General features: G+C 57.4%; 22 protein-coding genes. 10 read left to right on the forward strand and 12 right to left on the reverse strand.

What is annotated here, in order from left to right:
* Nucleotides 1-14 precede the first annotated feature (14 nt).
* A complete protein-coding gene (gene yghB, locus ACOTY9_RS13155; protein ID WP_023338787.1) occupies nt 15-674 on the forward strand; it encodes a DedA family general envelope maintenance protein YghB in 660 nt (219 codons plus the stop codon).
* A gap of 46 nt (nt 675-720) precedes the next feature.
* Here the strand turns inward: yghB and ACOTY9_RS13160 are convergent, their stop codons facing one another.
* Nucleotides 721-1,620, reverse strand: a complete 900-nt coding sequence (locus ACOTY9_RS13160) for an AraC family transcriptional regulator (protein ID WP_014885236.1) — start codon at nt 1,618-1,620, stop codon at nt 721-723.
* A gap of 195 nt (nt 1,621-1,815) precedes the next feature.
* Between ACOTY9_RS13160 and yqhD the strand changes: the two genes are divergently transcribed.
* Nucleotides 1,816-2,979 carry an alcohol dehydrogenase gene (gene yqhD, locus ACOTY9_RS13165; RefSeq protein ID WP_023331305.1) on the forward strand — a complete coding sequence of 388 codons (1,164 nt, stop codon included), beginning with the start codon at nt 1,816-1,818 and terminating at the stop codon, nt 2,977-2,979.
* 105 nt (nt 2,980-3,084) lie between these two features.
* Nucleotides 3,085-3,912: a 2,5-didehydrogluconate reductase DkgA gene (gene dkgA, locus ACOTY9_RS13170; protein WP_348565922.1), complete on the forward strand. Its 828-nt coding sequence runs from the start codon at nt 3,085-3,087 to the stop codon at nt 3,910-3,912.
* 41 nt (nt 3,913-3,953) lie between these two features.
* Here dkgA and ACOTY9_RS13175 read toward each other — a convergent pair whose 3' ends face one another.
* Both ACOTY9_RS13175 and ACOTY9_RS13180 read right to left on the reverse strand, forming a co-directional pair.
* Nucleotides 3,954-4,328, reverse strand: coding sequence for a carboxypeptidase-like regulatory domain-containing protein (locus ACOTY9_RS13175; RefSeq protein ID WP_348565923.1), 375 nt, complete (start codon nt 4,326-4,328; stop codon nt 3,954-3,956).
* A 129-nt stretch (nt 4,329-4,457) separates the two neighbouring features.
* Nucleotides 4,458-6,632: a YgiQ family radical SAM protein gene (locus tag ACOTY9_RS13180; RefSeq protein ID WP_047344513.1), complete on the reverse strand. Its 2,175-nt coding sequence runs from the start codon at nt 6,630-6,632 to the stop codon at nt 4,458-4,460.
* 200 nt (nt 6,633-6,832) lie between these two features.
* Here ACOTY9_RS13180 and ACOTY9_RS13185 point away from each other — a divergent pair, with 200 nt between their 5' ends.
* Nucleotides 6,833-8,308 carry a TrkH family potassium uptake protein gene (locus tag ACOTY9_RS13185; RefSeq protein WP_421637370.1) on the forward strand — a complete coding sequence of 492 codons (1,476 nt, stop codon included), beginning with the start codon at nt 6,833-6,835 and terminating at the stop codon, nt 8,306-8,308.
* Nucleotides 8,309-8,340: 32 nt separating this feature from the next.
* On the opposite strand, the gene ftsP is transcribed toward ACOTY9_RS13185, so the two are convergent.
* The 4 genes from ftsP to ACOTY9_RS13205 form a co-directional block, all read right to left on the reverse strand.
* Nucleotides 8,341-9,753, reverse strand: coding sequence for a cell division protein FtsP (ftsP, locus tag ACOTY9_RS13190; RefSeq protein WP_023331309.1), 1,413 nt, complete (start codon nt 9,751-9,753; stop codon nt 8,341-8,343).
* A gap of 58 nt (nt 9,754-9,811) precedes the next feature.
* Nucleotides 9,812-10,549: a 1-acylglycerol-3-phosphate O-acyltransferase gene (gene plsC / locus ACOTY9_RS13195; protein ID WP_014885242.1), complete on the reverse strand. Its 738-nt coding sequence runs from the start codon at nt 10,547-10,549 to the stop codon at nt 9,812-9,814.
* Nucleotides 10,550-10,712: 163 nt separating this feature from the next.
* Nucleotides 10,713-12,971: a DNA topoisomerase IV subunit A gene (gene parC / locus ACOTY9_RS13200; RefSeq protein ID WP_014885243.1), complete on the reverse strand. Its 2,259-nt coding sequence runs from the start codon at nt 12,969-12,971 to the stop codon at nt 10,713-10,715.
* 118 nt (nt 12,972-13,089) lie between these two features.
* Entirely contained in the window at nt 13,090-13,491 is a 402-nt protein-coding gene (locus ACOTY9_RS13205) for a YgiW/YdeI family stress tolerance OB fold protein (RefSeq protein ID WP_014885244.1), read from the reverse strand.
* Between the two features lie 139 nt (nt 13,492-13,630).
* Here ACOTY9_RS13205 and qseB point away from each other — a divergent pair, with 139 nt between their 5' ends.
* The 5 genes from qseB (at nt 13,631) to lysM (ending at nt 17,249) form a co-directional block, all read left to right on the forward strand.
* A complete protein-coding gene (qseB, locus tag ACOTY9_RS13210; RefSeq protein WP_014885245.1) occupies nt 13,631-14,290 on the forward strand; it encodes a quorum sensing response regulator transcription factor QseB in 660 nt (219 codons plus the stop codon).
* The gene (gene qseC / locus ACOTY9_RS13215; RefSeq protein WP_348565925.1) at nt 14,287-15,624 is read left to right on the forward strand and encodes a quorum sensing histidine kinase QseC; all 1,338 of its coding nucleotides are present in this window, start codon (nt 14,287-14,289) and stop codon (nt 15,622-15,624) included. Before qseB ends, qseC begins: the two co-directional genes overlap by 4 nt.
* 105 nt (nt 15,625-15,729) lie before the next feature.
* The gene (locus ACOTY9_RS13220) at nt 15,730-16,311 is read left to right on the forward strand and encodes an NAD(P)H-dependent oxidoreductase (protein ID WP_014885247.1); all 582 of its coding nucleotides are present in this window, start codon (nt 15,730-15,732) and stop codon (nt 16,309-16,311) included.
* A gap of 31 nt (nt 16,312-16,342) precedes the next feature.
* The gene (locus tag ACOTY9_RS13225; RefSeq protein WP_008502984.1) at nt 16,343-16,657 is read left to right on the forward strand and encodes a putative quinol monooxygenase; all 315 of its coding nucleotides are present in this window, start codon (nt 16,343-16,345) and stop codon (nt 16,655-16,657) included.
* A gap of 151 nt (nt 16,658-16,808) precedes the next feature.
* Complete coding sequence (gene lysM, locus ACOTY9_RS13230; protein WP_014885249.1) at nt 16,809-17,249, forward strand: peptidoglycan-binding protein LysM; 441 nt, start codon at nt 16,809-16,811, stop codon at nt 17,247-17,249.
* Nucleotides 17,250-17,279: 30 nt separating this feature from the next.
* Here lysM and ACOTY9_RS13235 read toward each other — a convergent pair whose 3' ends face one another.
* Genes ACOTY9_RS13235 through ACOTY9_RS13255 form a run of 5 tightly spaced genes read right to left on the reverse strand, consistent with a single transcriptional unit; the run spans nt 17,280 to nt 21,941 of the window.
* A complete protein-coding gene (locus tag ACOTY9_RS13235; protein ID WP_200557902.1) occupies nt 17,280-18,155 on the reverse strand; it encodes a MurR/RpiR family transcriptional regulator in 876 nt (291 codons plus the stop codon).
* A complete protein-coding gene (locus tag ACOTY9_RS13240; RefSeq protein ID WP_248197201.1) occupies nt 18,152-19,102 on the reverse strand; it encodes an iron-siderophore ABC transporter substrate-binding protein in 951 nt (316 codons plus the stop codon). Before ACOTY9_RS13240 ends, ACOTY9_RS13235 begins: the two co-directional genes overlap by 4 nt.
* A gap of 9 nt (nt 19,103-19,111) precedes the next feature.
* Nucleotides 19,112-20,152 (reverse strand): FecCD family ABC transporter permease, encoded by a 1,041-nt coding sequence (locus ACOTY9_RS13245; protein WP_059373185.1) that lies wholly within the window; start codon nt 20,150-20,152, stop codon nt 19,112-19,114.
* A complete protein-coding gene (locus tag ACOTY9_RS13250; protein ID WP_014885253.1) occupies nt 20,149-21,132 on the reverse strand; it encodes a FecCD family ABC transporter permease in 984 nt (327 codons plus the stop codon). Before ACOTY9_RS13250 ends, ACOTY9_RS13245 begins: the two co-directional genes overlap by 4 nt.
* Nucleotides 21,129-21,941, reverse strand: coding sequence for an ABC transporter ATP-binding protein (locus tag ACOTY9_RS13255; RefSeq protein WP_023331315.1), 813 nt, complete (start codon nt 21,939-21,941; stop codon nt 21,129-21,131). The genes ACOTY9_RS13250 and ACOTY9_RS13255 overlap by 4 nt, the downstream gene beginning before the upstream one ends.
* A gap of 385 nt (nt 21,942-22,326) precedes the next feature.
* Between ACOTY9_RS13255 and ACOTY9_RS13260 the strand changes: the two genes are divergently transcribed.
* Complete coding sequence (locus ACOTY9_RS13260; protein ID WP_014885255.1) at nt 22,327-24,468, forward strand: TonB-dependent siderophore receptor; 2,142 nt, start codon at nt 22,327-22,329, stop codon at nt 24,466-24,468.
* The last annotated feature ends 74 nt before the right edge of the window (nt 24,469-24,542 follow it).

Below are 24,542 nucleotides of genomic sequence, written 5' to 3' on the forward strand. Positions count from 1 at the left end.
CCACAGGAAAGTCCATGGCTGTTATTCAAGATATTATTGCGGCGCTCTGGCAACATGATTTTGCCGCACTGGCGGATCCGCACGTTATAGGCGTCGTCTATTTCGTGATGTTCGCAACGCTGTTTCTGGAAAATGGATTACTGCCAGCCTCGTTTTTACCCGGTGACAGTTTGCTTTTGCTTGCCGGGGCATTGATCGGTAAAGGCGTTATGGACTTTACGCCAACGATGGTTATCCTCACCTCTGCCGCGAGCCTGGGCTGCTGGCTGAGCTATCTGCAGGGCCGCTGGCTGGGGAACACGCGCGTCGTGAAAGGCTGGCTGGCGCAGTTACCGCATAAATACCATCAGCGGGCGACCTGTATGTTTGACCGACACGGCCTGCTGGCGCTGCTGGCCGGACGTTTTCTGGCTTTTATTCGCACCCTGCTGCCCACCATGGCGGGTATTTCCGGCCTGTCGAACCGCCGTTTTCAGTTCTTCAACTGGCTGAGCGGCCTGCTGTGGGTGGGGGTCGTGACCACGTTAGGCTACGCGCTGAATATGATCCCCTTTGTGAAACACCATGAAGATCAGGTGATGACTTTCCTGATGGTTCTGCCAATGGTCCTGCTGGTTGCAGGCCTGGTGGGAACCATTGCGGTGGTGATTAAGAAAAAGTACTGCAGCGCATAAACAAAAGCCGGGTGGCGGCTACGCCTTACCCGGCCTACGTTTCTCGTCAGGCGCCCTGCATCGTTCGTATACGCGACGCATCTTCTCCCGGCGTGACGCCGAAATAGCGCTTAAACTCCCGACTAAACTGCGACGCACTCTCATAGCCCACCCGCATTGCCGCCGCGCTGGCCTTCATGCCGTCGTGGATCATCAGCATCCGCGCCTTATGCAGCCGGTAGGTCTTGAGGTATTGCAGCGGCGAGGTGCTGGTCACCGATTTAAAGTTATGGTGAAACGCCGAGACACTCATGTTCGCTTCCGCGGCGAGCTGATCGACGCTGAGGTTTTCCGTGTACTGGCTCTCAATACGCTTGAGCACGCGGCTTATCAGACTGAAGTGGGTCTGTCGGCTCACCAGCGCCAGCAACGCTCCCCCGCCAGGGCCCAGCAGCACATGATAGAGAATTTCGCGAATGATCTGCTTGCCCAGGATACGCGCGTCCAGCGGCCGCTCCATGACGTCCAGCAGACGCTCGATGGCGCACAGGATCTCTTCAGACAGCGTGGCCGAGTTAATCCCGCTTGAAGCCATCGACGGCTGGAAGAGTTCATCTTCGCCTATCTCCATCAGCAGTTCCTGCAGCTGAAGGATATCGACATTAACGCGAATACCCGCCAGCGGGACCTCCTCTGTCGCGAAAGTTTCACATTCAAAGGGTAAAGGTACTGTCAGAAGCAGATATTCATTGGTGTCGTAGCGGAACACGCGGTCATTGATATAACCAATTTTATGGCCCGAAAAGAGAAAAACGATGCCCGGCTGGTACATCACTGGCGTGCGCGTCCCGGGCTGCGTGCCATAGAGCAGGCGAATATCAGGCAACTGATCGCTGACACTATTTTCATTATCTATCAATCTCTTAATCTGCGCGGTAAGCTGATGGCAGATCGCTTCACGGTTCATTTTTCGTTACTCCGGGTACGTTTTCCGACTTTCACAGTTTGCGCACTTTCCCGACGTTTCTCCAGCGCTCTGTAGAAATGGGCAAGACATTGGCAGGAATGTGCATTGAGAGCATAGCCCCGGACCGCCACAATGTGCAGCATCAGGCAGGCATCAGTGCCGCCACGGTTTTTCACCCACTAAAGGGAACGAGCAATGAACAATTTTAATCTCCATACCCCAACCCGCATTCTGTTTGGCAAAGACGCAATCGCTGACCTGCGTGCGCAGATCCCCGCTGATGCGCGTGTCCTGATCACCTACGGTGGCGGCAGCGTGAAAAAAACCGGCGTGCTGGATCAGGTTTACAGCGCCCTGGACGGTCTGGACGTGCGTGAGTTCGGCGGCATCGAGCCAAACCCGTCTTACGAAACGCTGATGAATGCGGTAAAAATCGCCCGTGAAGAAAACATTACTTTCCTGCTGGCGGTCGGTGGCGGTTCCGTTCTGGATGGCACGAAGTTCATCGCGGCGGCAGCGCACTACGCTGACGGCGTTGACCCGTGGCACATCCTGGAAACCCGCGGCAGCGACATTAAAAGCGCAATCCCGATGGGCTCCGTGCTGACCCTGCCAGCCACCGGTTCCGAATCCAACAAAGGCGCAGTGATCTCCCGTAAAACCACCGGTGACAAACAGGCCTTTATGAACGAGCACGTGCAGCCTGTCTTCGCTATCCTCGACCCGGTTTACACCTATACCCTGCCTGCACGTCAGGTAGCGAACGGTGTGGTTGATGCCTTTGTTCACACCGTTGAGCAGTACGTGACCTACCCGGTGAATGCCAAAATTCAGGATCGTTTCGCGGAAGGCATTCTGCTGACGCTGGTTGAAGAAGGTCCGAAAGCGCTGAAAGAGCCGGAAAACTATGACGTTCGTGCCAACGTCATGTGGGCGGCAACGCAGGCGCTGAACGGTCTGATCGGCGCAGGTGTGCCGCAGGACTGGGCGACCCACATGCTGGGTCACGAACTGACGGCGATGCACGGTCTCGATCACGCTCAGACGCTGGCGGTGGTTCTGCCTGCGCTGTGGAACGAAAAACGGGATACCAAACGCGCCAAACTGCTGCAGTACGCAGAGCGCGTGTGGAACATCACCGAGGGTTCTGACGATGCGCGTATTGACGCGGCCATCGAAGCGACACGCAACTTCTTCGAAAGCCTGGGCGTACCAACGCGCCTGTCTGGCTACGGCCTGGATGGCAGTTCTATCCCTGCTCTGCTGGAGAAACTCGACGCGCACGGCATGACCCAACTGGGCGAGCACGGTGACATTACGCTGGACGTCAGCCGCCGTATCTACGAAGCGGCACGCTAAGCGTTTTTGTCCTCCCGACTTTCGTTTTTTGACATTTCGTCCAGACTTAATGCACACCCCATCGCCGGAGCCCCCCTCCGGCGATGCGCACCTGAAGGAGGAAAAATGGCAAACCAAACCGTAATCAAGCTGCAGGATGGCAACGTGATGCCCCAGTTGGGGCTAGGTGTATGGAAAGCCGGTAACGACGAGGTCGTCTCCGCCATTCATAAAGCCCTGGAAGTCGGCTATCGGTCAATTGATACCGCCGCCGCCTACAAAAACGAGGACGGCGTAGGCACTGCACTGGCCAGCGCCGGCGTCCCCCGCGATGAATTATTCATTACCACGAAACTGTGGAATGACGATCAAAAACGCCCTCGCGAAGCCCTGCAGGAGAGTCTGGAGAAACTTCAGCTCGATTTCGTCGATCTGTATCTGATGCACTGGCCGGTTCCCGCCATCGACCATTATGTTGATGCCTGGAAAGGGATGATTGAACTGCAAAAAGAGGGGCTGGTGAAAAGCATCGGCGTCTGTAACTTCCAGGTTCATCACCTGCAGCGCCTGATTGATGAGACAGGCATCGCACCGGTGATTAACCAGATCGAGCTGCACCCGCTGATGCAGCAGCGCCAGCTTCACGCCTGGAATGCGACCCACAAGATCCAGACCGAATCCTGGAGCCCGCTGGCGCAGGGTGGCGAGGGGGTCTTCGATCAGAAAATCATCCACGACCTGGCGGATAAATACGGCAAAACGCCCGCACAGATCGTCATTCGCTGGCATCTGGACAACGGCCTGGTCGTCATTCCGAAATCAGTCACGCCATCACGTATTGCCGAGAACTTCGACGTCTGGGATTTCCGCCTGGACAAAGATGAGCTGGGTGAGATTGCGAAGCTGGAGAAGGGCAAACGCTTAGGGCCGGACCCGGATCAGTTTGGCGGTTAATACCTAAAACGAGCCCGGTCTTCCGCCGGGCTCGTTTTAATCTATAAACCTGACTGACATCTCGCTTCTCCGGGCAAGTCAGGCAATGTGCAAATAACGTTATACGCTTTCCCTTCAAGTTTATGTGGCCCACCGAGACCGCCGCCTGCTATTGCTTCATATTCCTTTCCGTTAATACTTATCTGGAGCGGGGTGTAATAAATCCAGTCCATCGGACCTATTGGCAGAAAAAAGATCCACTCATGCTGGCTCTGAAAAGCAAAACGACCGTTGTCGTCAGAAAGCGTTTGCTCCCTCTCTAATGTTATTTTAGCGCCCGGGACTGGCTTACCTGCGCTGTCGATTAGACGTCCTTCTACTTCTGGCTGTATCTGGCGGTGCATTACACAACCGCATAACGTCAGGCCAATCAGCATCGCTCCTGTTAACTTCCTTATTTTCATTTTGAGCCTCAGAAAAAAGCCGGGTGGCGGCTTCGCCTTACCCGGCCTACGCGCTGACCTGTAGGCCCGGTAAGCGCAGCGCCACCGGGCTTTGTTACAGGTTTAACCGATCTTACGTTTTACGTTCTTCTTCGTTCCCGCTCCACCGTTCGAACGCTGATGCACAATCGGCGTGTGCTTGGTCAGCGCCGGGCGCGTATTGCGGTTCTGGCGACGCGCTTCGCGCATCTCATCCAGCGTCGGGGCCGGTACCAGACAGTCGCGGCGTGAACCGATCAGGTGTTTTTTACCCATCTCTTCCAGCGCCTGGCGGATCAGCGGCCAGTTTTTCGGGTCATGATAACGCAGCAGCGCTTTATGCAGACGACGCTGTTTATCCCCTTTTGGCACCACCACCTCTTCACTCTTGTAGCCAATCTTACTCAGCGGGTTCTTGCCGGTGTAATACATGGTCGTCGAGTTGGCGAGCGGTGACGGGTAGAAGTTCTGCACCTGATCCAGACGGAAGCGACGCTGCTTCAGCCACAGTGCCAGGTTCACCATATCCTCATCACGCGTGCCGGGGTGCGCGGAGATAAAGTACGGGATCAGGTACTGCTCTTTGCCCGCCTGCTTTGAATACGTGTCGAACAGCTCTTTAAAGCGGTCATAGCTGCCCATACCCGGCTTCATCATCTTCGACAGCGGACCTTCTTCGGTGTGCTCCGGCGCAATCTTCAGGTAGCCGCCCACATGGTGGGTCGCCAGCTCTTTGATGTAGCGCGGATCTTCCACGGCGATGTCGTAACGCACCCCGGAGGCAATCAGGATCTTCTTGATGCCCTTCAGGTCGCGCGCGCGACGATAGAGATTGATCGTCGGCTCGTGGTTGGTATCCATATGCTCGCAGATGCTCGGATAGACGCAGGAGAGACGACGGCAGGTTTGCTCCGCGCGCGGCGACTTACAGCGCAGCATATACATGTTCGCGGTTGGACCGCCAAGGTCAGAGATCACACCGGTAAAGCCTGGCACCGTGTCGCGAATCGCTTCGATCTCATTGATGATCGAATCTTCAGAGCGGCTCTGAATAATACGGCCTTCGTGCTCGGTAATAGAGCAGAATGAGCACCCGCCAAAGCAGCCGCGCATGATGTTGATCGAGAAACGGATCATCTCATACGCCGGGATGCGGGCGTTGCCGTACGCCGGATGCGGTACGCGCTTGTACGGCAGCGCAAAGACGCTGTCCATCTCTTCGGTGGAGAGCGGGATCGCTGGCGGGTTGATCCAGATAAAGCGCTCGCCGTGCTTCTGCATTAACGCGCGGGCACAGCCCGGGTTGGTTTCGTGGTGCAAAATACGGGACGCATGGGCGTAGAGGACTTTGTCAGCCTTCACCTTCTCGTAAGACGGCAGCAGCACGTAGGTTTTTTCCCACGGTTTCGGGCGCGGCGGCTGCACGACAATCGCCTTTGCTTCCGCTTTCTTTGGCTCAACCGGTTTATTATCCGCACACGGCAAATCTTCGCCGTACGGGTGTGGGATAGGATCGATTTTGCCCGGCATATCAATGATGCGGGAATCCACCCCACTCCAGCCCGGCAGCGCCTCTTTCACCATGATGGCGGTATTGCGCACGTCGCGGATGCTGCTCACCGGTTCACCTTGCGAGAGACGATGCGCCACTTCCACCAGCGGACGTTCACCGTTGCCGTAAATCAGCATATCGGCTTTGGAATCCACCAGCACCGAGCGGCGAACGGTATCTGACCAGTAGTCGTAATGCGCGGTGCGGCGCAGACTCGCCTCAATGCCGCCCAGGATCACCGGCACGTCTTTCCAGGCTTCTTTACAGCGCTGGGTATAGACGAGGGTAGCGCGGTCCGGACGTTTGCCCGCCACGTTATCCGGCGTATAGGCATCGTCATGGCGCAGCTTACGGTCGGCGGTATAGCGGTTGATCATCGAATCCATGTTGCCCGCGGTCACGCCGAAGAACAGGTTCGGTTTACCCAGACGCATAAAGTCGTCTTTGCTGTTCCAGTCAGGCTGGGAGATGATCCCCACACGGAAGCCCTGCGCTTCGAGCATACGGCCGCAGATGGCCATGCCGAAACTCGGATGGTCAACATAGGCATCGCCTGTGACCAGAATGATATCGCAGCTGTCCCAGCCAAGTTGGTCCATCTCTTCCCGGGACATCGGCAGGAACGGCGCCGGTCCAAAGCAGGCCGCCCAGTACTGGGGCCAGGAGAAGAGGTCACGATCCGGCTGGATCAGGGAAATGGCGCTCATAATGCTTCCGAAGAAAAAATAGACAAAAGGAGCGGGATTATACGCTGTTCATCCATCCAATTTGAAGAAAAGGATGCAGGAAGCAGACATAAAATCGCGGAAGTCGTTAAAATACAGCGCCCTGTTAATTTTGCATCATAATTACCCCTGACGCCTCCGGTTCTCTGCCGCCGGGAGGCATTCTGGCGTGGAGTTTCCGTGTGAAGTTCAACGATTCGTTACATGTGTCTCAACTGCGGGTTGTGCTCCACCTCTGCGGTTTCCTGGTTCTGCTGTACAGCCTTTCAATGCTGCTGCCGATGGTCATTGCCCTGCTGCACAAAGAGCGGACCTACTTTGCGTTTTTAACCACGTTTCTGACCTTTTTCAGCCTCGGGGGGTTAACCTGGCGGGCGACCCGTCACGCCGGCATACAGCTGCGCACCCGTGACGGTTTCGTGATCATTGTGCTGTTCTGGCTGCTGTTTTCAGTGATCAGCGCCATGCCGCTCTGGATGGATGATGGTCTGCATCTCTCTTTTGCGGATGCGCTCTTCGAAGGGGTGTCCGGAATCACCACCACCGGGGCAACGGTGATCGGGGACGTCAGCGCCCTGCCTAAGTCGTACCTTTATTATCGCGCCCAGCTCAACTTCATTGGCGGGTTAGGCGTCATCGTGCTGGCCGTCGCGGTACTGCCGCTGCTGGGCATCGGGGGCATGAAGCTGTATCAGTCAGAAATGCCCGGGCCGTTCAAAGAGGAGCGCCTGACGCCCCGGCTTGCCGATACTGCGCGTACCCTGTGGCTGACCTATTTCGCGCTGGGCGTGACCTGCACGCTGGCCTACTGGCTGGCGGGGATGCCCGTTTTTGACGCCATCTGTCACGGGCTTTCAACTGTGTCACTGGGCGGGTTTTCTACCCGCAGCGAGAGCATTGGCTTTTATGACAGCCACGCAATTGAACTGGTTGCCGGGGCCTTTTCGCTGCTTTCTGCCTTTAACTTTACCCTCTGGTACGTCGCCATTGTCAGACGCACCCTGAAGCCGATCCGCCGCAGCCCGGAGGTCAAATTCTTTCTCAGTGCCGCCGCGGTGATTATCCTTATCACCGCCTGGCAGGTCTGGCATGCGGGAATGTACAACCCCACGGATAGCCTGGTACACGCTTTCTTCCTTGCCAGCTCGATGATGACCGATAACGGTCTCGCGACGGCCGACTATGCCCAATGGCCTGCCCACACCATCTTTTTACTGTTGAGCGCCAGCTTCTTTGGTGGCTGCGTCGGCTCGACCTGCGGCGGGATCAAAGCGCTGCGTTTTCTCATTATGTTTAAGCAGAGTATTCAGGAGATGAATCAGCTGGCCCATCCGCGCGCGCTGCTGAGTATTAAGGTGGGCAAAAGCGTGGTGAATGAACGCGTTCTGCGTTCGGTATGGAGCTTCTTTTTTCTCTACGTGATGATTACCGGATTTTTTGTCTGGGCGCTTAATCTGATGGGCTATGACCTGTTTACGTCATTCGCCACGGTTGCCGCCTGTATCAACAATATGGGACTGGGTTTTGGCGAGACAGCATCAACGTTTGGCACCTTAACCGAAGGGGCAAAACTGCTGATGTGCGCGGCGATGATCTTAGGGCGTCTGGAAATCTACCCGGTGCTGATTCTGTTCTCGCGCTTTTTCTGGCGGGCATAACACATTCCCGGCGAACCGGGAATGTCAGGGGGTTATGGCGCGGGGTTGATCAACATCTGCCCCACTGAGCCCCTGTCCATCATCTCCAGCGTCTGGCTATGGAACAGGAACGGGAAGTGCGGCCACGAAGGCTGGCCATAGTAGACAAGCAGTTCGACCTGACCATCCACCCAGACGGTATCTTTCCAGCCGCGATCTTCCGGGAACGGCATCGCACCGTTGACGTTACGGATCAGGAAGGACACCCCTTCAATATGGAACGACTGCGGCATATCTGAACGGACCGTCCAGCGCTCCCAGGTGCCCTGCTGGGCGGTGATGTCGATACGGTTGACGTCCCACAGCGCGCCGTTGATGCCCGGATCGTCGCCCAGGCTGATATCACGGCTGCGCACCGGCGAACCGCCCATGATCTCCTGCGGCAGCAAACGCATCGGCAGGCTATCGGTGACCAGCGGCAGCAGGCCGGTTGGACGCAGGGTTAACACCAGCGTGGAGACCAGAATGCTCGACGGCTCGAAGAACCCGCGAATACGGTCAACAATGCTCGCGGCTTCGCCACAGGTGACAGAGACTTCATCCCCGTTGGTCATATCAACCAGAATTTCCCGACGTTCCCCCGGCGCCAGCGCCAGTTGCTTAACGGAGACCGGCGCAGGTAAAAAACCCTGGTCGCCGGAGATCACGTGGAGCGGGCGGCCATCGCTCATCTGCAGCTGATAACGACGGGAGTTAGAGGCATTAAGCAAACGCAGACGCACCCAACCGCGGGAAACTTCGACATACGGGCTTTGCGCACCATTTACCAGCAGCGTATCGCCAACAAAGCCACCGCTCCCCGGCTCGCTGTACTCCGGCGTGCCAAAGTTATCCAGGCGCTTGTCCTGAATAATGATCGGGAAATCATCCACGCCGTAGTGGTTCGGGATCGGCAGCGACTTGCTGACCTCATCTTCCACCAGCCACATCCCGGCCAGACCGTTATAGACCTGCTGCGCCGTGCGGTTAGGCGTGTTGGCGTGATACCACAGCGTTGCCGCGCTCTGACGGATCGGCAGGACGGGTGCCCAGTCGGCGTTGGGAGACATCATGCGCGCCGCGCCACCGATCAGCGGGCCTGGAACCTGTAAACCGCTGATGGTCATGGCAACATTTTCAGTGGTGCGGTTGCTGTAAATGAGCTTAACGTCATCGCCGTTCCACACGCGAACGGTTGGCCCGAGGTAGCGCCCGTTAATGCCCCATACCTGCGCGCGCGTGCCCTGGGTAAAGGACCAGTGGCTGCGCTGTAGCGTCAGAAATAGCGGCTGGCCGCGACGGGATTCAATCAACGGCGGAATGGGCAGCGGCTGTTGCTGCCCGGCGGCGCTGGCTGTCAGCGGCATCGCACCCGCACAGAGGGCAATCCCCGAAGCCTGAATAAACTGACGCCGACTGAGTGACATATAAGCTCCATCTGAAACGACTAACAACGCGGGAATTCGTTTTCCCTTTAACGCCGGATTAAATCTTACCGGCGGCTTCTCTTTCTGCGACTTCTTTGTCCAGCTGCGCAATACGCTGAGCCATCAGCTCGCGGCAATGTGCTGCCAGCTCGCGTACCTGGTCTTTACCGTATTTGCTGGTATCGACAGGCGGCAACATTTCGACAATCACCAGACCATTATTCAGGCGGTTGAGATTAATCTTATTCGAAGTATTGGAAACGCACACAGGAATAATTGGAACACCCGCCGCAATTGCGGCATGAAAAGCGCCCGTTTTAAACGGCAGCAGGCCACGCCCACGGCTACGCGTTCCTTCCGGGAACATCCAGATGGATATTTTGCGCTTTTTAAAATGATTCACCACTTCCGCAATGGTGCTGTGTGCTTTTGCGCGGTTATTACGGTCGATCAGCAGGTTACCGGTCAGCCAGTACAGCTGGCCAAAAAACGGGATCCACAGCAGGCTCTTTTTCCCCACCGTCACGGTCGGCGGCAGAACGATATTGGAGGCCGTCACCATATCGTAGTTGTTTTGATGGTTGGCGATATAGATGGCATTACCGAAGTTCTCTGCCCCTTCAGGCAGGCGCTTTTCAACCTTCAGACCAAACAACGGTGCAAGGCGGCCGAACATATGGCCGAAGGTGGCAACGTGCTTAGGATTGCGCGGGCTGAACAGGCAATAAATTGAGCCGAAAACACAGACCAGAATACAGTAGATAACGGTAAGAATAAGACGAACAATATATAGCATAGCGACCTCTGAAGCCCCAACAGCTGACAATTATACTTCACCTGTGGCCAGGTAAGGACTTTATTACGAGCGCGTATTGTTAATCGCAACGCACGAATTAACAACGATTTTACGGGAAATTTTATTGAACTTCCCCCTCCGGACGGAGGGGGATATCACGAGACTACTCTTCGCTGTCACCCGCGCTGCTGCGCGCCGGTGAATCTATCTCCACACGGTCGATGCGCTGCAGGCCGCGCATCAGCGAACCGCGACGACCGCGTTCGCCCACCACTTTCTGCAGCTCTTCCGGGCGCAGTTTGATCTTACGCTTGCCAACATGAATGGTCAGCGTGCTCTGCGGCGGCAGCAGGAAGAGGTGCGCCAGACCATCTTCACCTTTCGCGGCTTCCGCCGACGGGATGTTGATGATCTTGTTGCCCTTCCCTTTCGACAGCTCCGGCAGGTCGCTGACCGGGAACATCAGCATGCGTCCGGCGGAGGTGATCGCCAGCAGCATATCGCTTTCGTTCTCGATCACCAGCGGCGTCATCACGCGAGCGTTGTCCGGCAGGCTAATCAGCGCTTTACCGGCACGGTTACGCGACACAAGATCGTTAAAGGTACAGATAAAGCCATAACCCGCGTCAGACGCCATCAGCAGCTTCTGGTCATCGGCTTCCATCAGCATATGATCAACCGTCGCCCCCGGCGGCAGCGTCAGCTTACCGGTAAGCGGTTCGCCCTGGCCGCGCGCGGAAGGCAGCGTGATCGGGTCGATGGCGTAGCTGCGACCGGTGGAGTCGATAAATGCCACCGGCTGGTTACTCTTGCCTTTCACCGCCGCTTTAAAGCTGTCTCCGGCTTTGTAGCTGAGACCCGGCGCGTCGATATCATGGCCTTTGGCGCTGCGCACCCAGCCGCTTTGCGACAGCACAATGGTCACCGGCTCGGAAGGCTGCATGTCATGCTCGTTCATCGCCTTCGCTTCTTCGCGCTCGTGCAGCGGAGAACGACGATCGTCGCCGAAAGCATCAGCATCCGCCTGCAGCTCTTTCTTCAGCAGGTTATTCATCTTGCGCTCGGACGCGAGGATCGCCTGCAGCTGATCGCGCTCTTTTTCCAGCTCGTTCTGTTCACCGCGGATCTTCATCTCTTCCAGTTTGGCGAGATGGCGCAGTTTCAGTTCGAGGATCGCTTCCGCCTGCGTCTCGCTGATGCCAAAGCGCGACATCAGGGCCGGCTTCGGCTCGTCCTCGGTACGGATGATCTCAATGACTTCGTCGATATTGAGGAACGCCACCAGCAAACCTTCGAGGATATGCAGGCGCTTCAGCACTTTCTCCAGACGATGGTTAAGACGACGGCGGACCGTATCGCGACGGAACGTTAGCCATTCGGAGAGGATCTCCAGCAGGTTTTTCACCGCCGGGCGTCCGTCAAGGCCGATCATGTTCAGGTTGATGCGGTAGCTTTTTTCCAGATCGGTGGTGGCAAACAGGTGGTTCATCACCTGCTCCATGTCCACGCGGTTGGAGCGCGGCACGATCACCAGACGGGTCGGGTTCTCGTGGTCAGATTCGTCGCGCAGGTCGTCCACCATCGGCAGCTTTTTATTGCGCATCTGGGAGGCGATCTGCTCCAGCACTTTCGCGCCGGAAACCTGGTGCGGCAGCGCGGTGATCACCACAGCGCCGTCTTCTTTATTCCACACCGCGCGCATGCGCACGGAGCCGCGACCGTTCTGGTAGATTTTGCGGATTTCCGCACGCGAGGTGATGATTTCCGCTTCAGTCGGATAATCCGGCCCCTGAACGATATCCAGCAGCTCGTCGAGCGACGTTTTAGGCTGCTCAATCAGGGTGATGGCGGCTTTCGCCACTTCACGCAGGTTGTGGGGCGGAATATCTGTCGCCATACCGACCGCAATACCGGTGGTACCGTTCAGCAGGATGTTTGGCAGACGCGCAGGCAGCATCTTCGGCTCCTGCATCGTACCGTCGAAGTTTGGCACCCAGTCAACGGTTCCCTGACCCAGCTCGCCCAGCAGCACTTCGGCATACTTAGAGAGACGAGATTCGGTATAACGCATCGCCGCGAAGGATTTCGGATCGTCCGGTGCCCCCCAGTTCCCCTGACCATCCACCAGCGGATAGCGGTAAGAGAACGGCTGCGCCATCAGGACCATCGCTTCATAACAGGCGCTGTCGCCGTGCGGATGGTATTTACCCAGCACGTCACCGACGGTACGGGCGGATTTCTTGAACTTGGCGGTGGCGTTCAGCCCCAGTTCGGACATCGCATAGACGATGCGGCGCTGAACCGGCTTCAGGCCATCCCCGATAAACGGCAACGCCCTGTCCATGATGACGTACATGGAGTAGTTCAGGTAGGCGTTTTCCGTGAATTCATGTAGCGCGAGGCGCTCTGCCATATCGCTCATTACGTGTGATTCCTCAACTCAGAAACCGATGGGTTTCAGGCAATATTGCCGCAGATACTACCCTATCTGACGAGTTGAGTCACAAAGAAAAAGGGCCGGGTGAGCGGCCCTTTTCGGGTTATTTGTTCAGCTTGATAACCTGCTTCACATCGATTTCAAACTCGTTCCAGTCTTTATCGACTTTACCCTGCAGCTCCACTTTATCCTGCGGGGTCACGGTCACGCCGTTCCAGCGCTTGTGGTCAATTTCGACCACCACCGTACCGGACTCATCGCGGAAGGTGTAGCGGTCATCGGACAGGCGCTCGGTAATGTTCCCGCGCAGCTTCACCCAGGCATCGTCCTTCAGATCTTTCACTTTAGCCGCGGTGGTGAGGTTGGCGTTGTTATCGACAAAACCGCCCTGCTGAGTTTGCGTCTGGGCCGGCGTGGCGGATGGGCCACTAAAACCGCCCTGAGCAGCAAAGACCGGCGCGGTGGTCATCATCATGATGGCAGCAATTGCAGCGAATTTTTTCATCGTAATCTCTCCCTTTAATGTCGTTTCGCAGTCCATTAAACAGGGTAATCCTTAACAACTTCTTAAGGGGAAAATTTATTTATTTTTTCTGTACACCAGCCGCTTACAGAGGGTTTACTGACGGCATCAAGGAGGGAACATGCGCATTTTACTGGTAGAAGATGACAAGCTCATCGGCGATGGCATCAAAGCGGGCTTAAGCAAACTGGGCTTTAGCGTGGACTGGTTTACCGAGGGGAAAACCGGGCAGGCCGCGCTCGCTTCCGCGCCCTATGATGCCGTGGTGCTGGACCTGACGCTGCCGGAAATTGACGGCCTGGACATTCTGCGCGCCTGGCGTGAAGGCGGACACAGCGAGCCGGTACTGATCCTGACGGCGCGGGATGCGCTGAACCAGCGTGTTGAAGGGCTGCGCCTCGGGGCGGACGATTATCTCTGTAAGCCTTTCGCCCTGATCGAAGTGGCTGCCCGCCTTGAAGCGCTGGTGCGCCGCAGCCACGGCCAGACGCGCAGCGAACTGCGCCACGGCAAGGTCACGCTCGATCCAGCGAGCCTTATCGCCACGCTGGATGGCGAAACGTTAACGCTTAAGCCTAAAGAGTTCGCGCTGCTGGAGCTGTTAATGCGTAACGCAGGCCGGGTACTGCCGCGCAAGCTGATCGAGGAAAAACTCTATACCTGGGACGATGACGTCTCCAGCAACGCCGTCGAAGTCCATGTTCATCATTTACGCCGCAAGCTTGGAAGCGACTTTATCCGCACCGTACACGGCATCGGTTATACCCTGGGTGACGCATGAAATTGAGCCTGAAGCTGCGCCTGACGCTGCTGTTTTTAGTCCTCTCTCTGACGGCATGGTTCGCCGCCAGCCTGGTGGCCTGGCAGCAGACCACCCACAAGCTGGATAAGCTGTTCGATACGCAGCAGATGCTGTTTGCCAAACGACTGCTGACGATGGAACTGGACGAGCTTCATGCGCCAGCGCGCATGCGAGAGGTGCCGAAAAAAGCCAAACACGGGCATCTTGACGACGACGCGCTGGCCTTTGCGATTTACGCTTCAGACGGCACGATGATCCTGAACGACGGCGAAAACGGCCGCGATATCCCGTATCACTATCGCCGTGACGGCTTTGACGACGGACTGCTTCAGGACGATAACGACGAATGGCGCTTTTTATGGCTGACCTCGCCAGATGGGAAATACCGCGTGGTGGTCGGCCAGGAGTGGGAGTACCGGCAGGATATGGCGCTCGACGTCGTCAGCTCACAGCTGACGCCTTGGCTGGTGGCGCTGCCGGTAATGCTGCTGTTGCTTATTGTCCTGCTGAGTCGGGAACTGAAACCGCTGAAAAAGCTGGCACAGACCCTGCGCGCGCGCTCGCCGGATGCCACCGATGCCCTGCCCACCCAGAGCGTACCGGCGGAAGTGCGCCCCCTGCTCGACTCACTGAATCATCTCTTTGCGCGTACCCAGGAGATGATGACCCGCGAGCGCCGTTTTACCTCCGATGCCGCCCATGAATTACGCAGCCCGCTGGCGGCGCTGAAGGTGCAAACCGACGTGGCGCAGCTCTCTCAGGACGATCCGCAGGCGCAGGAAAAAGCGCTGAAGCAGCTGCACGCGGGCATCGATCGCGCGTCCCGTCTGGTGGATCAGCTCCTCACGCTGTCGCGTCTGGACTCGCTGGACAGCCTGGACGGTGTAGAACAGATAGCGATGGCCGATTTGCTGCAGTCCGCGGTAATGGATATCTACCCTCCGGCGCAGCAGGCGGGCATTGATATTCGTCTGAACATTAACGCGCCAGAGGTGACGCGCACGGGTCAGCAACTGCTCCTGAGCCTGCTGGTTCGTAACCTGCTGGATAACGCCACCCGTTACAGTCCGCGCGGCAGCGTGGTGGATGTGACGCTGGATGCGCGTCGCTTTACCGTGCGCGACAACGGCCCGGGTATTTCCCTCGATGCGCTGACGCGTCTCGGCGAGCGGTTTTACCGTCCGCCAGGTCAGGATGCCACCGGAAGCGGGCTGGGGTTATCCATTGTGAAACGCATCGCCGCCCTGCACGGGATGCACGTCGCGCTGGGCAACGCCCCTGAAGGCGGCTTCGAAGTGAACGTCAGTTGGTAAAAGATTATTGCATTTAACGCAAAAGACTTTGCACATTTTGCTCATTTTTCCGCTCCGTCCTCGCGCGTAGAATACCCGGCATACTCTCAGTCACGAGGACAAATAATGAGCAACATTTTGATTATCAACGGCGCAAAAGAATTTGCGCACTCTAAAGGCCAACTGAATGACACCCTGACCGAGGTCGCGGATGGTTTCCTGCGCGACGCCGGGCATGATGTTAAGGTCGTGCGTGCGGACAGCGAGTATGACGTGAAGGCGGAAGTGCAGAACTTCCTGTGGGCCGACGTGGTGATTTGGCAGATGCCGGGCTGGTGGATGGGCGCACCGTGGACGGTGAAAAAGTACATGGACGACGTCTTCACCGAAGGTCACGGTTCACTGTATGCCAGCGACGGCCGCACCCGTTCAGACGCGTCGAAAAAATACGGTTCCGGCGGTCTGATTCAGGGCAAAAAATATATGCTTTCCCTGACCTGGAACGCTCCTCTGGAAGCCTTCACCGAAAAAGATCAGTTCTTTGAAGGCGTGGGTGTCGACGGCGCGTATCTGCCGTTCCACAAGGCGAACCAGTTCCTGGGGATGGATCCGCTGCCGACCTTTATCGTCAACGACGTGATTAAAATGCCGGACGTCCCGAGCTATATCGCAGAATATCGCAAGCATCTCGCGAAAATTTTTGCTTAACTGGTAGCCTGGAATTAAAGGAGTAGTAACCATGCTTACAGTAATCGCAGAAATCCGTACTCGTCCAGGTCAACATCACCGTCAGGCGGTGCTGGATCAGTTCGCGAAAATTATCCCAACCGTACTGAAAGAAGAAGGCTGCCACGGCTACGCGCCGATGGTGGACGCCGCTACCGACGCAAGCTTCCAGGCCACCGCGCCAGACTCCATTATCATGGTTGAGCAGTGGGAAACCGTCGCCCATCTTGAAGCGCATTTGCAGACCGCACATATGAAAGCGTGGAGCGATGCGGTGAAAGGTGACGTGCTGGAGACCCACATCCGTATTCTGGAGCAAGGGGTTTAAGTTCGTGGAATTTGCCGGGTGGCACTGCGTTTACCCGGCCTACAAAACCTGAACCGTAGGCCCGGTAAGCGTTAGCGCCACCGGGCTTTTTTAGCACCTTAAACCTCAACTGCTATGCTTATTCTGACTTCATGATTAACAGGAGGATGGAATGGGTCTTTTTAACTTCGTAAAAGAAGCAGGCGAAAAGCTGTGGGATAACCTGACCGATCATAAAGGCCAGGGCGACAAAATCACCGAGCACCTCAAGAAACTCAACATTCCCGGTTCAGACAAAGTCCAGGTTAACGTTACCGACGGCAAGGCCAGCGTAACGGGCGACGGGCTGACCCAGGAGCAGAAAGAGAAAATCCAGGTCGCCGTCGGGAACATCGCGGGCGTCAGCGAAGTGGAGAACAATATCACCGCGACCGATGCCAAAGATGAAGCCACCTACTACACGGTAAAATCCGGCGATACCCTGAGCGCCATCTCCAAAACCGTGTACGGCGATGCCAACCAGTACAACAAGATTTTCGAGGCCAATCGCCCTATGCTCTCCAGCCCGGATAAAATCTACCCGGGCCAGACGCTGCGTATTCCGAAAGCGTGATCAACGAGTCGGGGTTACCCCCGACTGTTTTTAACCGCTTTTCTTCCCCGGCTTTAACCCACGATGCAACTCATTGATACGCTTCATCGACTTAATGGTGCGCTGCGGCTCGGTGGAGGCAACGGATAAAACAATCATCTCCAGACACAGCAGCACCGTGCCATGAAGCGGGATTTTACCCTTCTCTCCACCACGCGGGACGTGGATCACCACGCTGGCCTCTTTACTGAATTGTGAGTCGGTGGCATTGGTCAGCAAAACGGTGGGGATCCCCAGGCGTTTCGCCTCGCGCAGCGTGGTTTGTCCTTCCCGATGCGCAGATTTTTGCGCCATCATGATCAGCACATCGCCGCGCTGGAGCCCAATCAACTGTTCCGCAAGCCCTATCCCGGTACGGTTGAGCGGCATGGCGGGGAGTCCCATCCGGGTGAAGAGTCTGGCAGTGTATTCGGCCAGAATCCCGGACGCGCCAATACCAAATAGGGCAACCTGCCTCGCCTGAGCCAGCAGTGAGACCGCCTGCGCCATCGCGAGGCGGTTGTGGGGTTCAGACAAGACGTTACAGGTATGCTGGTGCCCCTCCAGCACGAAATCAATGCTCGCATTGACGTCGCTGGTAAGCGTATTCACCGTGGTGGAGATCTTTTCGCTGGAGGTCACCACCGGACCAAACCACTGCTCCAGCGTCTGCTTGAGATCGCGCAATCCACCAAAACCGAGTGCCTGGATGGCGCGGACGACGGTAGCATCCGACGTTTTAAGCAGCGTCGCAATCTCCATCGCCGTCTGTTCCATCACCGCTTCACGATTTTCATTGATATAGCGCGCCACCAGCAGCAGCCGCGGCGTAAGCTGGTGCGCCCGCGAGCGGAGGCGGTCGCCGAAAACATCGACTTTTCGGCTCATCGTGACGCCTCCGGCAAAGGACGTCCGGTAATCTGCGACTGCACCTGCGCGGCCATGAGCCCTAACGAGGCGAACGAGTTCGAGATGGCCTCTTCGCGCGAGATCAGTACGTAGTGGCCGGTTCGGCAGGCATTCAGGAACTGACACCAGCCGGGCATGACCGCATCCATTGCTGCCAGCTCATCCTGCGGTTTGCCGCCCGTATCCCCGCGCCAGGTAGCGAAAACGAAATCAGCATCCAGCTCCGGCAGCCGTTCAGCACTGACGTCAATCCGTCCGCCCTCCGGGATGGACTCAATCAGCGGCGGGAAGGTAAACCCGGCATCACGCAGGACGCGCCCCAGCGAATGGTAGCTGTGCATGGCGTTGATTTTCCCCTGATTAGCCTGAATCACAGACACGGTGATTTTGCGTGTGTCGATAGTCGCCTTCAGCGCCTTGATTTGTTCCTGATAGCGGCGTTCAAGAACCTTGAGCCGCGCCTGCGTGCCCGTCAGCTGCGCCAGTTTGCGGTAGATCTCCGGCGCGCCGCCGTCGAGATGATCGATACTCACCGTCGGGGCTATCTTTTCCAGCTGCTCAACCGGCGTGTTGCGGGTCGGCTCGGTAATGATCAGGTCCGGTTTTGCCGCGGCGATGGCCTCAATGTCGATATCGGCAGTGCCGATAAACTTGATGTCGGAATTATCGAAGTCGACGCCGGTCAACATGCCGCTGGACCGCAGAAAGTGGCTACCGTCCGGTCGCGTGCGGCCATGGCTCGCCACGGGCGGTACGCCAAGCTCAATCAGTGGAATGGTGATATCCAGATCGTGTAACGAGACGATCCGTTTCGGATGTACCGGTACCACCACTTTCCGGTTCAGATCGTCCGTAAACGTCTGGGTCGGCTCGGCCGCACCCACCGCAAAGCCTACCAGCACCAGCATCGCAAACAGTACGCGCATCATAGTCTCCTAAAATCTGTCCCGACGCTGCCAGAGCAGCAGCAGGAAAAAGGGTCCACCAATCAGTGAAATCACAATGCCCGCAGGCAGCTGCAGCGGGAGGAATGCCAGCCGCCCGACGTTATCCGCCAGCAGCACCAGCAGCGCCCCCAGCACGGCGCTTCCCGTCAGGAGCGCGGTTTGCCCGCCGCGCAGCAGCAGGCGCGCCATATGTGGCGCAATGAGCCCGACAAAACCAATACTGCCCACGCAGGAGACGCAGGCCGCCGTCAGCACCACCGGGGCGAGAACGCGCAGCAGCGCCAGTCGGTTTGTGCGCACCCCCAGTCCCGCCGCCGCGTGGTTGCCGAGCAGCGCCACGTCGGCAGCGCGGGCGGTTAATAACAGCAGCGCAAATGCCGGAAGCGACCAGGCCGCCGCAATGCTGACCAGCGTCCAGTTTGCCGCGTGCAGGCTTCCCGCCAGCCATAGCATCGCCGTCTGCACGTCGCGCACGTCCGCCGTGGTCATAAAGACGCCCATTGCCGCGGCGAAGGCCCATGAAACGCCGATGCCGATCAGAATGAATCGTGGACGCGAAATATCACGCGCCAGGGCCACCACCAGCAGCGCAGTGAGTAGGCCTCCGGCTATGCCGACCAGCGGCCGCCAGCCTAGTCCCAGCGCCGGAAACTGAAAAATCAGCAGCAGTACCGCCGCGCTACAACCCTCTTTCACGCCGATAAGCCCCGGGTCCGCCAGGCCATTGCGGGTAATGGACTGCATTGCCGCGCCAGCCATGCCGAGCATCGCGCCGCACAGTACCGCCATCAGCAGGCGCGGCAGACGGATATCCATCACGATGTAGTGCGTCTCTGGGGTCAGGCTTTCGGGATAAAACAGCGCTCGCCCGATGGCGGATGCGGGGACGGGAAGCGAGCCGTGCGTCAGGCCAAAAGCGGTTAGCAAGCAGGCCGCCAGCGTCAGGACGGCCAGGCACGCCAGCGCTTTTGGACGAACCAGCGCCGAGAAAGCCCCCACGCGTAACGCACGCAATCCAGCCCGGTTCATTTGAACATCCTTGCAGCCATGAAGATAAAGACGGGCGCGCCGACCAGGGCAGTCATGATGCCGGTTGCCAGCTCCCAGGGCGTAAACAGCGTGCGGGCAGCAATGTCCGCCAGCAGCAGAACCAGTGCCCCGCACAAGGCAGACAGCGGCACCATCACGCGCAGATCGACCGACACCACACGGCGAATGAGCTGCGGCACCACAAGGCCGATAAAGCCAATCGGCCCGGCGAGGGAGACCGCCGCCCCGCAGAGCAGCGCGATAGAAAGCAGAGCGAGCAGGCGGGTTTTCAGCAGCGACACGCCCAGCCCCTGCGCCATCCTGTCGCCCATCGCCAGCATATTGAGCGAGGGCGATAACCCGAGCGCCAGCACAAACCCCATGGCTGCCACCCACAGGGCAGCGGCGATCGTTTCACCGCTAAGCCCTGCTAAATCTCCCGCCAGCCAGGTCCGCATGGCGAGCAGCGTCTGTTCATCCAGAATGAGCACCGTGGCGGTAATCGACGCGGCAAACGCCGACATCGCCACGCCGCACAGGGTCACCTTCATCGGCGTGAGCCCGGCGCGGCCGGACGAGGAGAACATCAGTACCAGCAGAAACAGCGCAGCGGCGCCAGCGGCGGCAATCAGTGGGCGTCCAAACGGCAGCGTTAGCCCAAGCGCGCTCGTCAGTACCACCGCCAGTGCCGCCCCGGCATTGAGCCCCAGAATATGCGGTTCGCCGAGCGGGTTGCGGATCACGGATTGCAGCAGCACGCCCGCGACGCCGAGGGCAGCACCTGTCACCATCGCGCCGCAGAGACGCAGCAGCCGCAGTTTGATAATGATGTTATGGTCGAAATTGCGCGGGTCGAAATGGAAGAAGGCCTCCACCACCGTCTTCGGGGCGATAAAACGCGCACCGATACCCAGATGCGCAATCGCGCCCATCGCCAGCAGCAAGGTGAAAAGCAGGAAAGCCAGAGAGGTGCGCATCATGGCTGTTCCGTGACCTGGCGGAACGGCATAAAGAACGGTTTGCCGGTCAGCGGATTGATGGACATATGCACGTCGACATCAAATACCGCTTTAATCAACGCCGGCGTGCAGACGTCGCCCTCATGTAATACGCCCTCCACTTTTCCCTGGCGCAAAAAGACCAGTGAATCACCATAATTCACGGCGAAGTTAAGGTCGTGCAGCACCACTACCACGGTACGTCCATGCGCGCGCGTCAGCGTATGCAGCAGTTCGAGGATTTCCACCTGGTAGCGGAGATCGAGGAAGGTTGTCGGTTCATCCAGCAGGATATACGGCGTTTGCTGTGCCAGCGCCATGGCGATCCAGCAGCGCTGGCGCTGGCCGCCGGACAGGCTTTCGACGGGCATATGGGCAAACTCCGCCGTGCCGGTCAGGCGCAGCGCCTCTTCCACCGCCCGCTCATCTTCGTCGCTCCACTGGCGCATAAAATTCTGCCACGGGAAACGCCCGCGCGAGACCAGCTCGAAAACGGTTAACCCTTCCGGCAGCAGCGGCGACTGCGGCAGGATGCCAAGCTGGCGGGCGACCGCTTTCGTCGGCTGCGCGTGGATTGCCTTGCCGTCGAGAACGGCCGCGCCGCCCAGCGGCTGGAGTAAGCGCGCAATCGTACTCAGCAGCGTCGATTTTCCGCAGCCGTTCGCGCCCACCAGAACGGTTATTTTCTGCTGCGGGATCGCAAGGGAGATATCATCAACGATGATTTTTTTCTGGTAACCGGCAGAAAGATTCTCCAGAACCAGTCCCGGTTTTTGGGTGTTGTGAGCCACGTGAATGCCAACGTAATGAAAAACAGCAATAAATATAAATAAAAATCATTCTCTTTTGAGAAGTTTGCCGCCGCGTCATGTAGTAGTCAAGTGAAGAAATACCCTTGAAAAACCAGGGGTAACGGGGCATTTACACGCGACACAAAACACAAATAAGTATCTATTTTTCAATCAATTAAATGGTTAATCTTTTGTATTTCCGTCACGTTTCGCCTGTGTAGCCAATTTTTACCTTTTTTCATTTACTACTACATTTCCGCATGGTTGAATGATTCTCAATTACATGTTCGATGCCGGTTCTGGCTAACGAGCAGACCATTTAGGGCAATGACTCACACATTCTTCCGTGAAGGTGATTCACGGATATTTCGGGATAACAGATGTAATGGCTACGTTCACACCTTCACTCTCTGGGGTAAAAGGGCGCGCGCTCTTTTCTCTGCTGTTTATCGCACCGCTGGTACAGGCCGCAGACGCTAATACGGCTAAAGACGGCGAAACACTTACCGTTATCGCCGATCCCACTGCCGTGGCGGAGGCCACCAACGGCTACCAGCCGCTGAACACCTCCACCGCGACGCTGACCACCATGCCCATGCTGGATATCCCGCAGGTAGTGAATACCGTCAGCGATAAAGTGCTTGCGGATCAGCACGCTACCACGCTCGATGAAGCGCTGTATAACGTCAGCAACGTGGTTCAGACCAACACCCTGGGCGGTACGCAGGATGCCTTTGTGCGCCGTGGATTTGGCGCGAACCGTGACGGCTCGATCATGACCAACGGTCTGCGTACCGTCCTGCCGCGTAGCTTCAACGCCGCTACCGAACGCGTGGAGGTGCTGAAAGGCCCGGCCTCAACGCTTTATGGCATTCTCGATCCGGGCGGCCTGATTAATGTCGTCACTAAACGCCCGGAGAAAACCTTCGGCGGCGCAATTTCTGCCACCTCCTCCAGCTTTGGCGGCGGCACCGGACAGGTTGACGTGACCGGCCCGATTGACGGGACCCGTCTGGCGTACCGCCTGACGGGGGAGTATCAGGACGAGGACTACTGGCGCAATTTCGGTAACGAACGCAGCACCTTTATCGCCCCCTCCCTGACCTGGTTTGGCGATGATGCCACGGTGACCGTGCTCTATTCCCACCGCGACTATAAAACGCCGTTCGATCGCGGCACGATCTTCGACCTCAACACCAAACAGCCGGTGAACGTCGATCGCAATACCCGTTTTGACGAGCCGTTTAACATCACTGACGGGCAGTCCGATCTCGCTCAGCTTAACGCGGAATACCGCCTTAATAGCCAGTGGACCGCGAAGTTCGACTACAGCTACAGCCAGGATAAATACAGCGATAATCAGGCCCGCGTAATGGCCTACGATGCCAAAACCGGTAACCTCACCCGTCGCGTGGATGCGACCCAGGGCTCAACCCAGCGCATGCACAGCACCCGCGCGGATTTGCAGGGCAACGTGGATATCGCGGGCTTTTACAATGAGATCCTGACCGGCGTGTCGTATGAAAATTACGATCTGCTGCGTACGGACATGATGCGCTGTAAGAACGTCAAAGGTTTCAATATTTACCATCCGGTTTACGGCAAACTCGACAAGTGTACAACCGTCTCCGCCGCTGACAGCGACCAGACGCTGAAGCAGGAGAGTTACTCTGCCTACGCGCAGGATGCCCTGTACCTGACCGATAAATGGATCGCCGTCGCCGGGATGCGCTATCAGTATTACACCCAGTACGCCGGTAAAGGCCGTCCTTTCAACGTTAACACCGACAGTCGCGACGAACAGTGGACGCCAAAGCTGGGGCTGGTTTACAAACTCACGCCGTCCGTTTCGCTGTTTGCTAACTACTCCCAGACGTTTATGCCGCAGTCGTCCATTGCGAGCTATATTGGCGACCTGCCGCCGGAAACGTCGAATGCCTACGAAGTGGGCGCAAAGTTCGACCTGTTCGACGGGGTTACTGCCAACATCGCGCTGTTTGATATTCACAAACGCAACGTGCTGTATACCGAAAGCATCGGGGGCGAAACCATCGCCAAAACCGCGGGCCGCGTGCGTTCTCAGGGCGTAGAGGTGGATCTCGCCGGGTCGCTGACGGAGAACACCAACATTATCGCCAGCTACGGCTATACCGACGCGAAAGTGCTGGAAGACCCGGACTATGCGGGTAAACCGCTGCCAAACGTACCACGCCATACCGGTTCCCTGTTCCTGACCTACGATATTCATAATGCGTTTGCCGGGAATACGCTGACCCTCGGCGGCGGCGGACATGGCGTGAGCCGTCGCTCAGCGACCAACGGTGCGGATTATTATCTGCCGGGCTATTTCGTGGCGGATGCGTTTGCGGCGTACAAGATGAAGCTGCAGTATCCGGTGACGCTGCAGGTCAACGTGAAGAACCTGTTTGATAAGACCTACTACACGTCATCTATCGCGACCAATAATCTGGGCAACCAAATCGGCGATCCGCGTGAAGTGCAGTTTACGGTGAAGATGGAGTTTTGATGTAAAAAAGCCCGGTGGCGCTCACGCTTACCGGGCCTACGATCCATTCCCTCTCCCTGTGGGAGAGGGTTAGG

This window comes from Enterobacter cloacae complex sp. SHL012 (assembly GCF_049237505.1).
GTDB lineage: Bacteria > Pseudomonadota > Gammaproteobacteria > Enterobacterales > Enterobacteriaceae > Enterobacter > Enterobacter kobei.

What these genes read in the sequence shown, in the direction of transcription:
- ftsP (WP_023331309.1), bottom strand. Translation starts at nt 9,753, where the DNA reads ATGTCACTCAGTCGGCGTCAGTTTATTCAGGCTTCGGGGATTGCCCTC.
- plsC (WP_014885242.1), bottom strand. Translation starts at nt 10,549, where the DNA reads ATGCTATATATTGTTCGTCTTATTCTTACCGTTATCTACTGTATTCTG.
- ACOTY9_RS13205 (WP_014885244.1), bottom strand. Translation starts at nt 13,491, where the DNA reads ATGAAAAAATTCGCTGCAATTGCTGCCATCATGATGATGACCACCGCG.
- ACOTY9_RS13245 (WP_059373185.1), bottom strand. Translation starts at nt 20,152, where the DNA reads ATGAACCGGGCTGGATTGCGTGCGTTACGCGTGGGGGCTTTCTCGGCG.
- yghB (WP_023338787.1), top strand. Translation starts at nt 15, where the DNA reads ATGGCTGTTATTCAAGATATTATTGCGGCGCTCTGGCAACATGATTTT.
- ACOTY9_RS13180 (WP_047344513.1), bottom strand. Translation starts at nt 6,632, where the DNA reads ATGAGCGCCATTTCCCTGATCCAGCCGGATCGTGACCTCTTCTCCTGG.
- yqhD (WP_023331305.1), top strand. Translation starts at nt 1,816, where the DNA reads ATGAACAATTTTAATCTCCATACCCCAACCCGCATTCTGTTTGGCAAA.
- ACOTY9_RS13250 (WP_014885253.1), bottom strand. Translation starts at nt 21,132, where the DNA reads ATGATGCGCACCTCTCTGGCTTTCCTGCTTTTCACCTTGCTGCTGGCG.
- ACOTY9_RS13235 (WP_200557902.1), bottom strand. Translation starts at nt 18,155, where the DNA reads ATGAGCCGAAAAGTCGATGTTTTCGGCGACCGCCTCCGCTCGCGGGCG.
- ACOTY9_RS13240 (WP_248197201.1), bottom strand. Translation starts at nt 19,102, where the DNA reads ATGCGCGTACTGTTTGCGATGCTGGTGCTGGTAGGCTTTGCGGTGGGT.
- dkgA (WP_348565922.1), top strand. Translation starts at nt 3,085, where the DNA reads ATGGCAAACCAAACCGTAATCAAGCTGCAGGATGGCAACGTGATGCCC.
- ACOTY9_RS13220 (WP_014885247.1), top strand. Translation starts at nt 15,730, where the DNA reads ATGAGCAACATTTTGATTATCAACGGCGCAAAAGAATTTGCGCACTCT.
- ACOTY9_RS13160 (WP_014885236.1), bottom strand. Translation starts at nt 1,620, where the DNA reads ATGAACCGTGAAGCGATCTGCCATCAGCTTACCGCGCAGATTAAGAGA.
- parC (WP_014885243.1), bottom strand. Translation starts at nt 12,971, where the DNA reads ATGAGCGATATGGCAGAGCGCCTCGCGCTACATGAATTCACGGAAAAC.
- qseC (WP_348565925.1), top strand. Translation starts at nt 14,287, where the DNA reads ATGAAATTGAGCCTGAAGCTGCGCCTGACGCTGCTGTTTTTAGTCCTC.
- ACOTY9_RS13175 (WP_348565923.1), bottom strand. Translation starts at nt 4,328, where the DNA reads ATGCTGATTGGCCTGACGTTATGCGGTTGTGTAATGCACCGCCAGATA.
- ACOTY9_RS13260 (WP_014885255.1), top strand. Translation starts at nt 22,327, where the DNA reads ATGGCTACGTTCACACCTTCACTCTCTGGGGTAAAAGGGCGCGCGCTC.
- ACOTY9_RS13225 (WP_008502984.1), top strand. Translation starts at nt 16,343, where the DNA reads ATGCTTACAGTAATCGCAGAAATCCGTACTCGTCCAGGTCAACATCAC.
- qseB (WP_014885245.1), top strand. Translation starts at nt 13,631, where the DNA reads ATGCGCATTTTACTGGTAGAAGATGACAAGCTCATCGGCGATGGCATC.
- lysM (WP_014885249.1), top strand. Translation starts at nt 16,809, where the DNA reads ATGGGTCTTTTTAACTTCGTAAAAGAAGCAGGCGAAAAGCTGTGGGAT.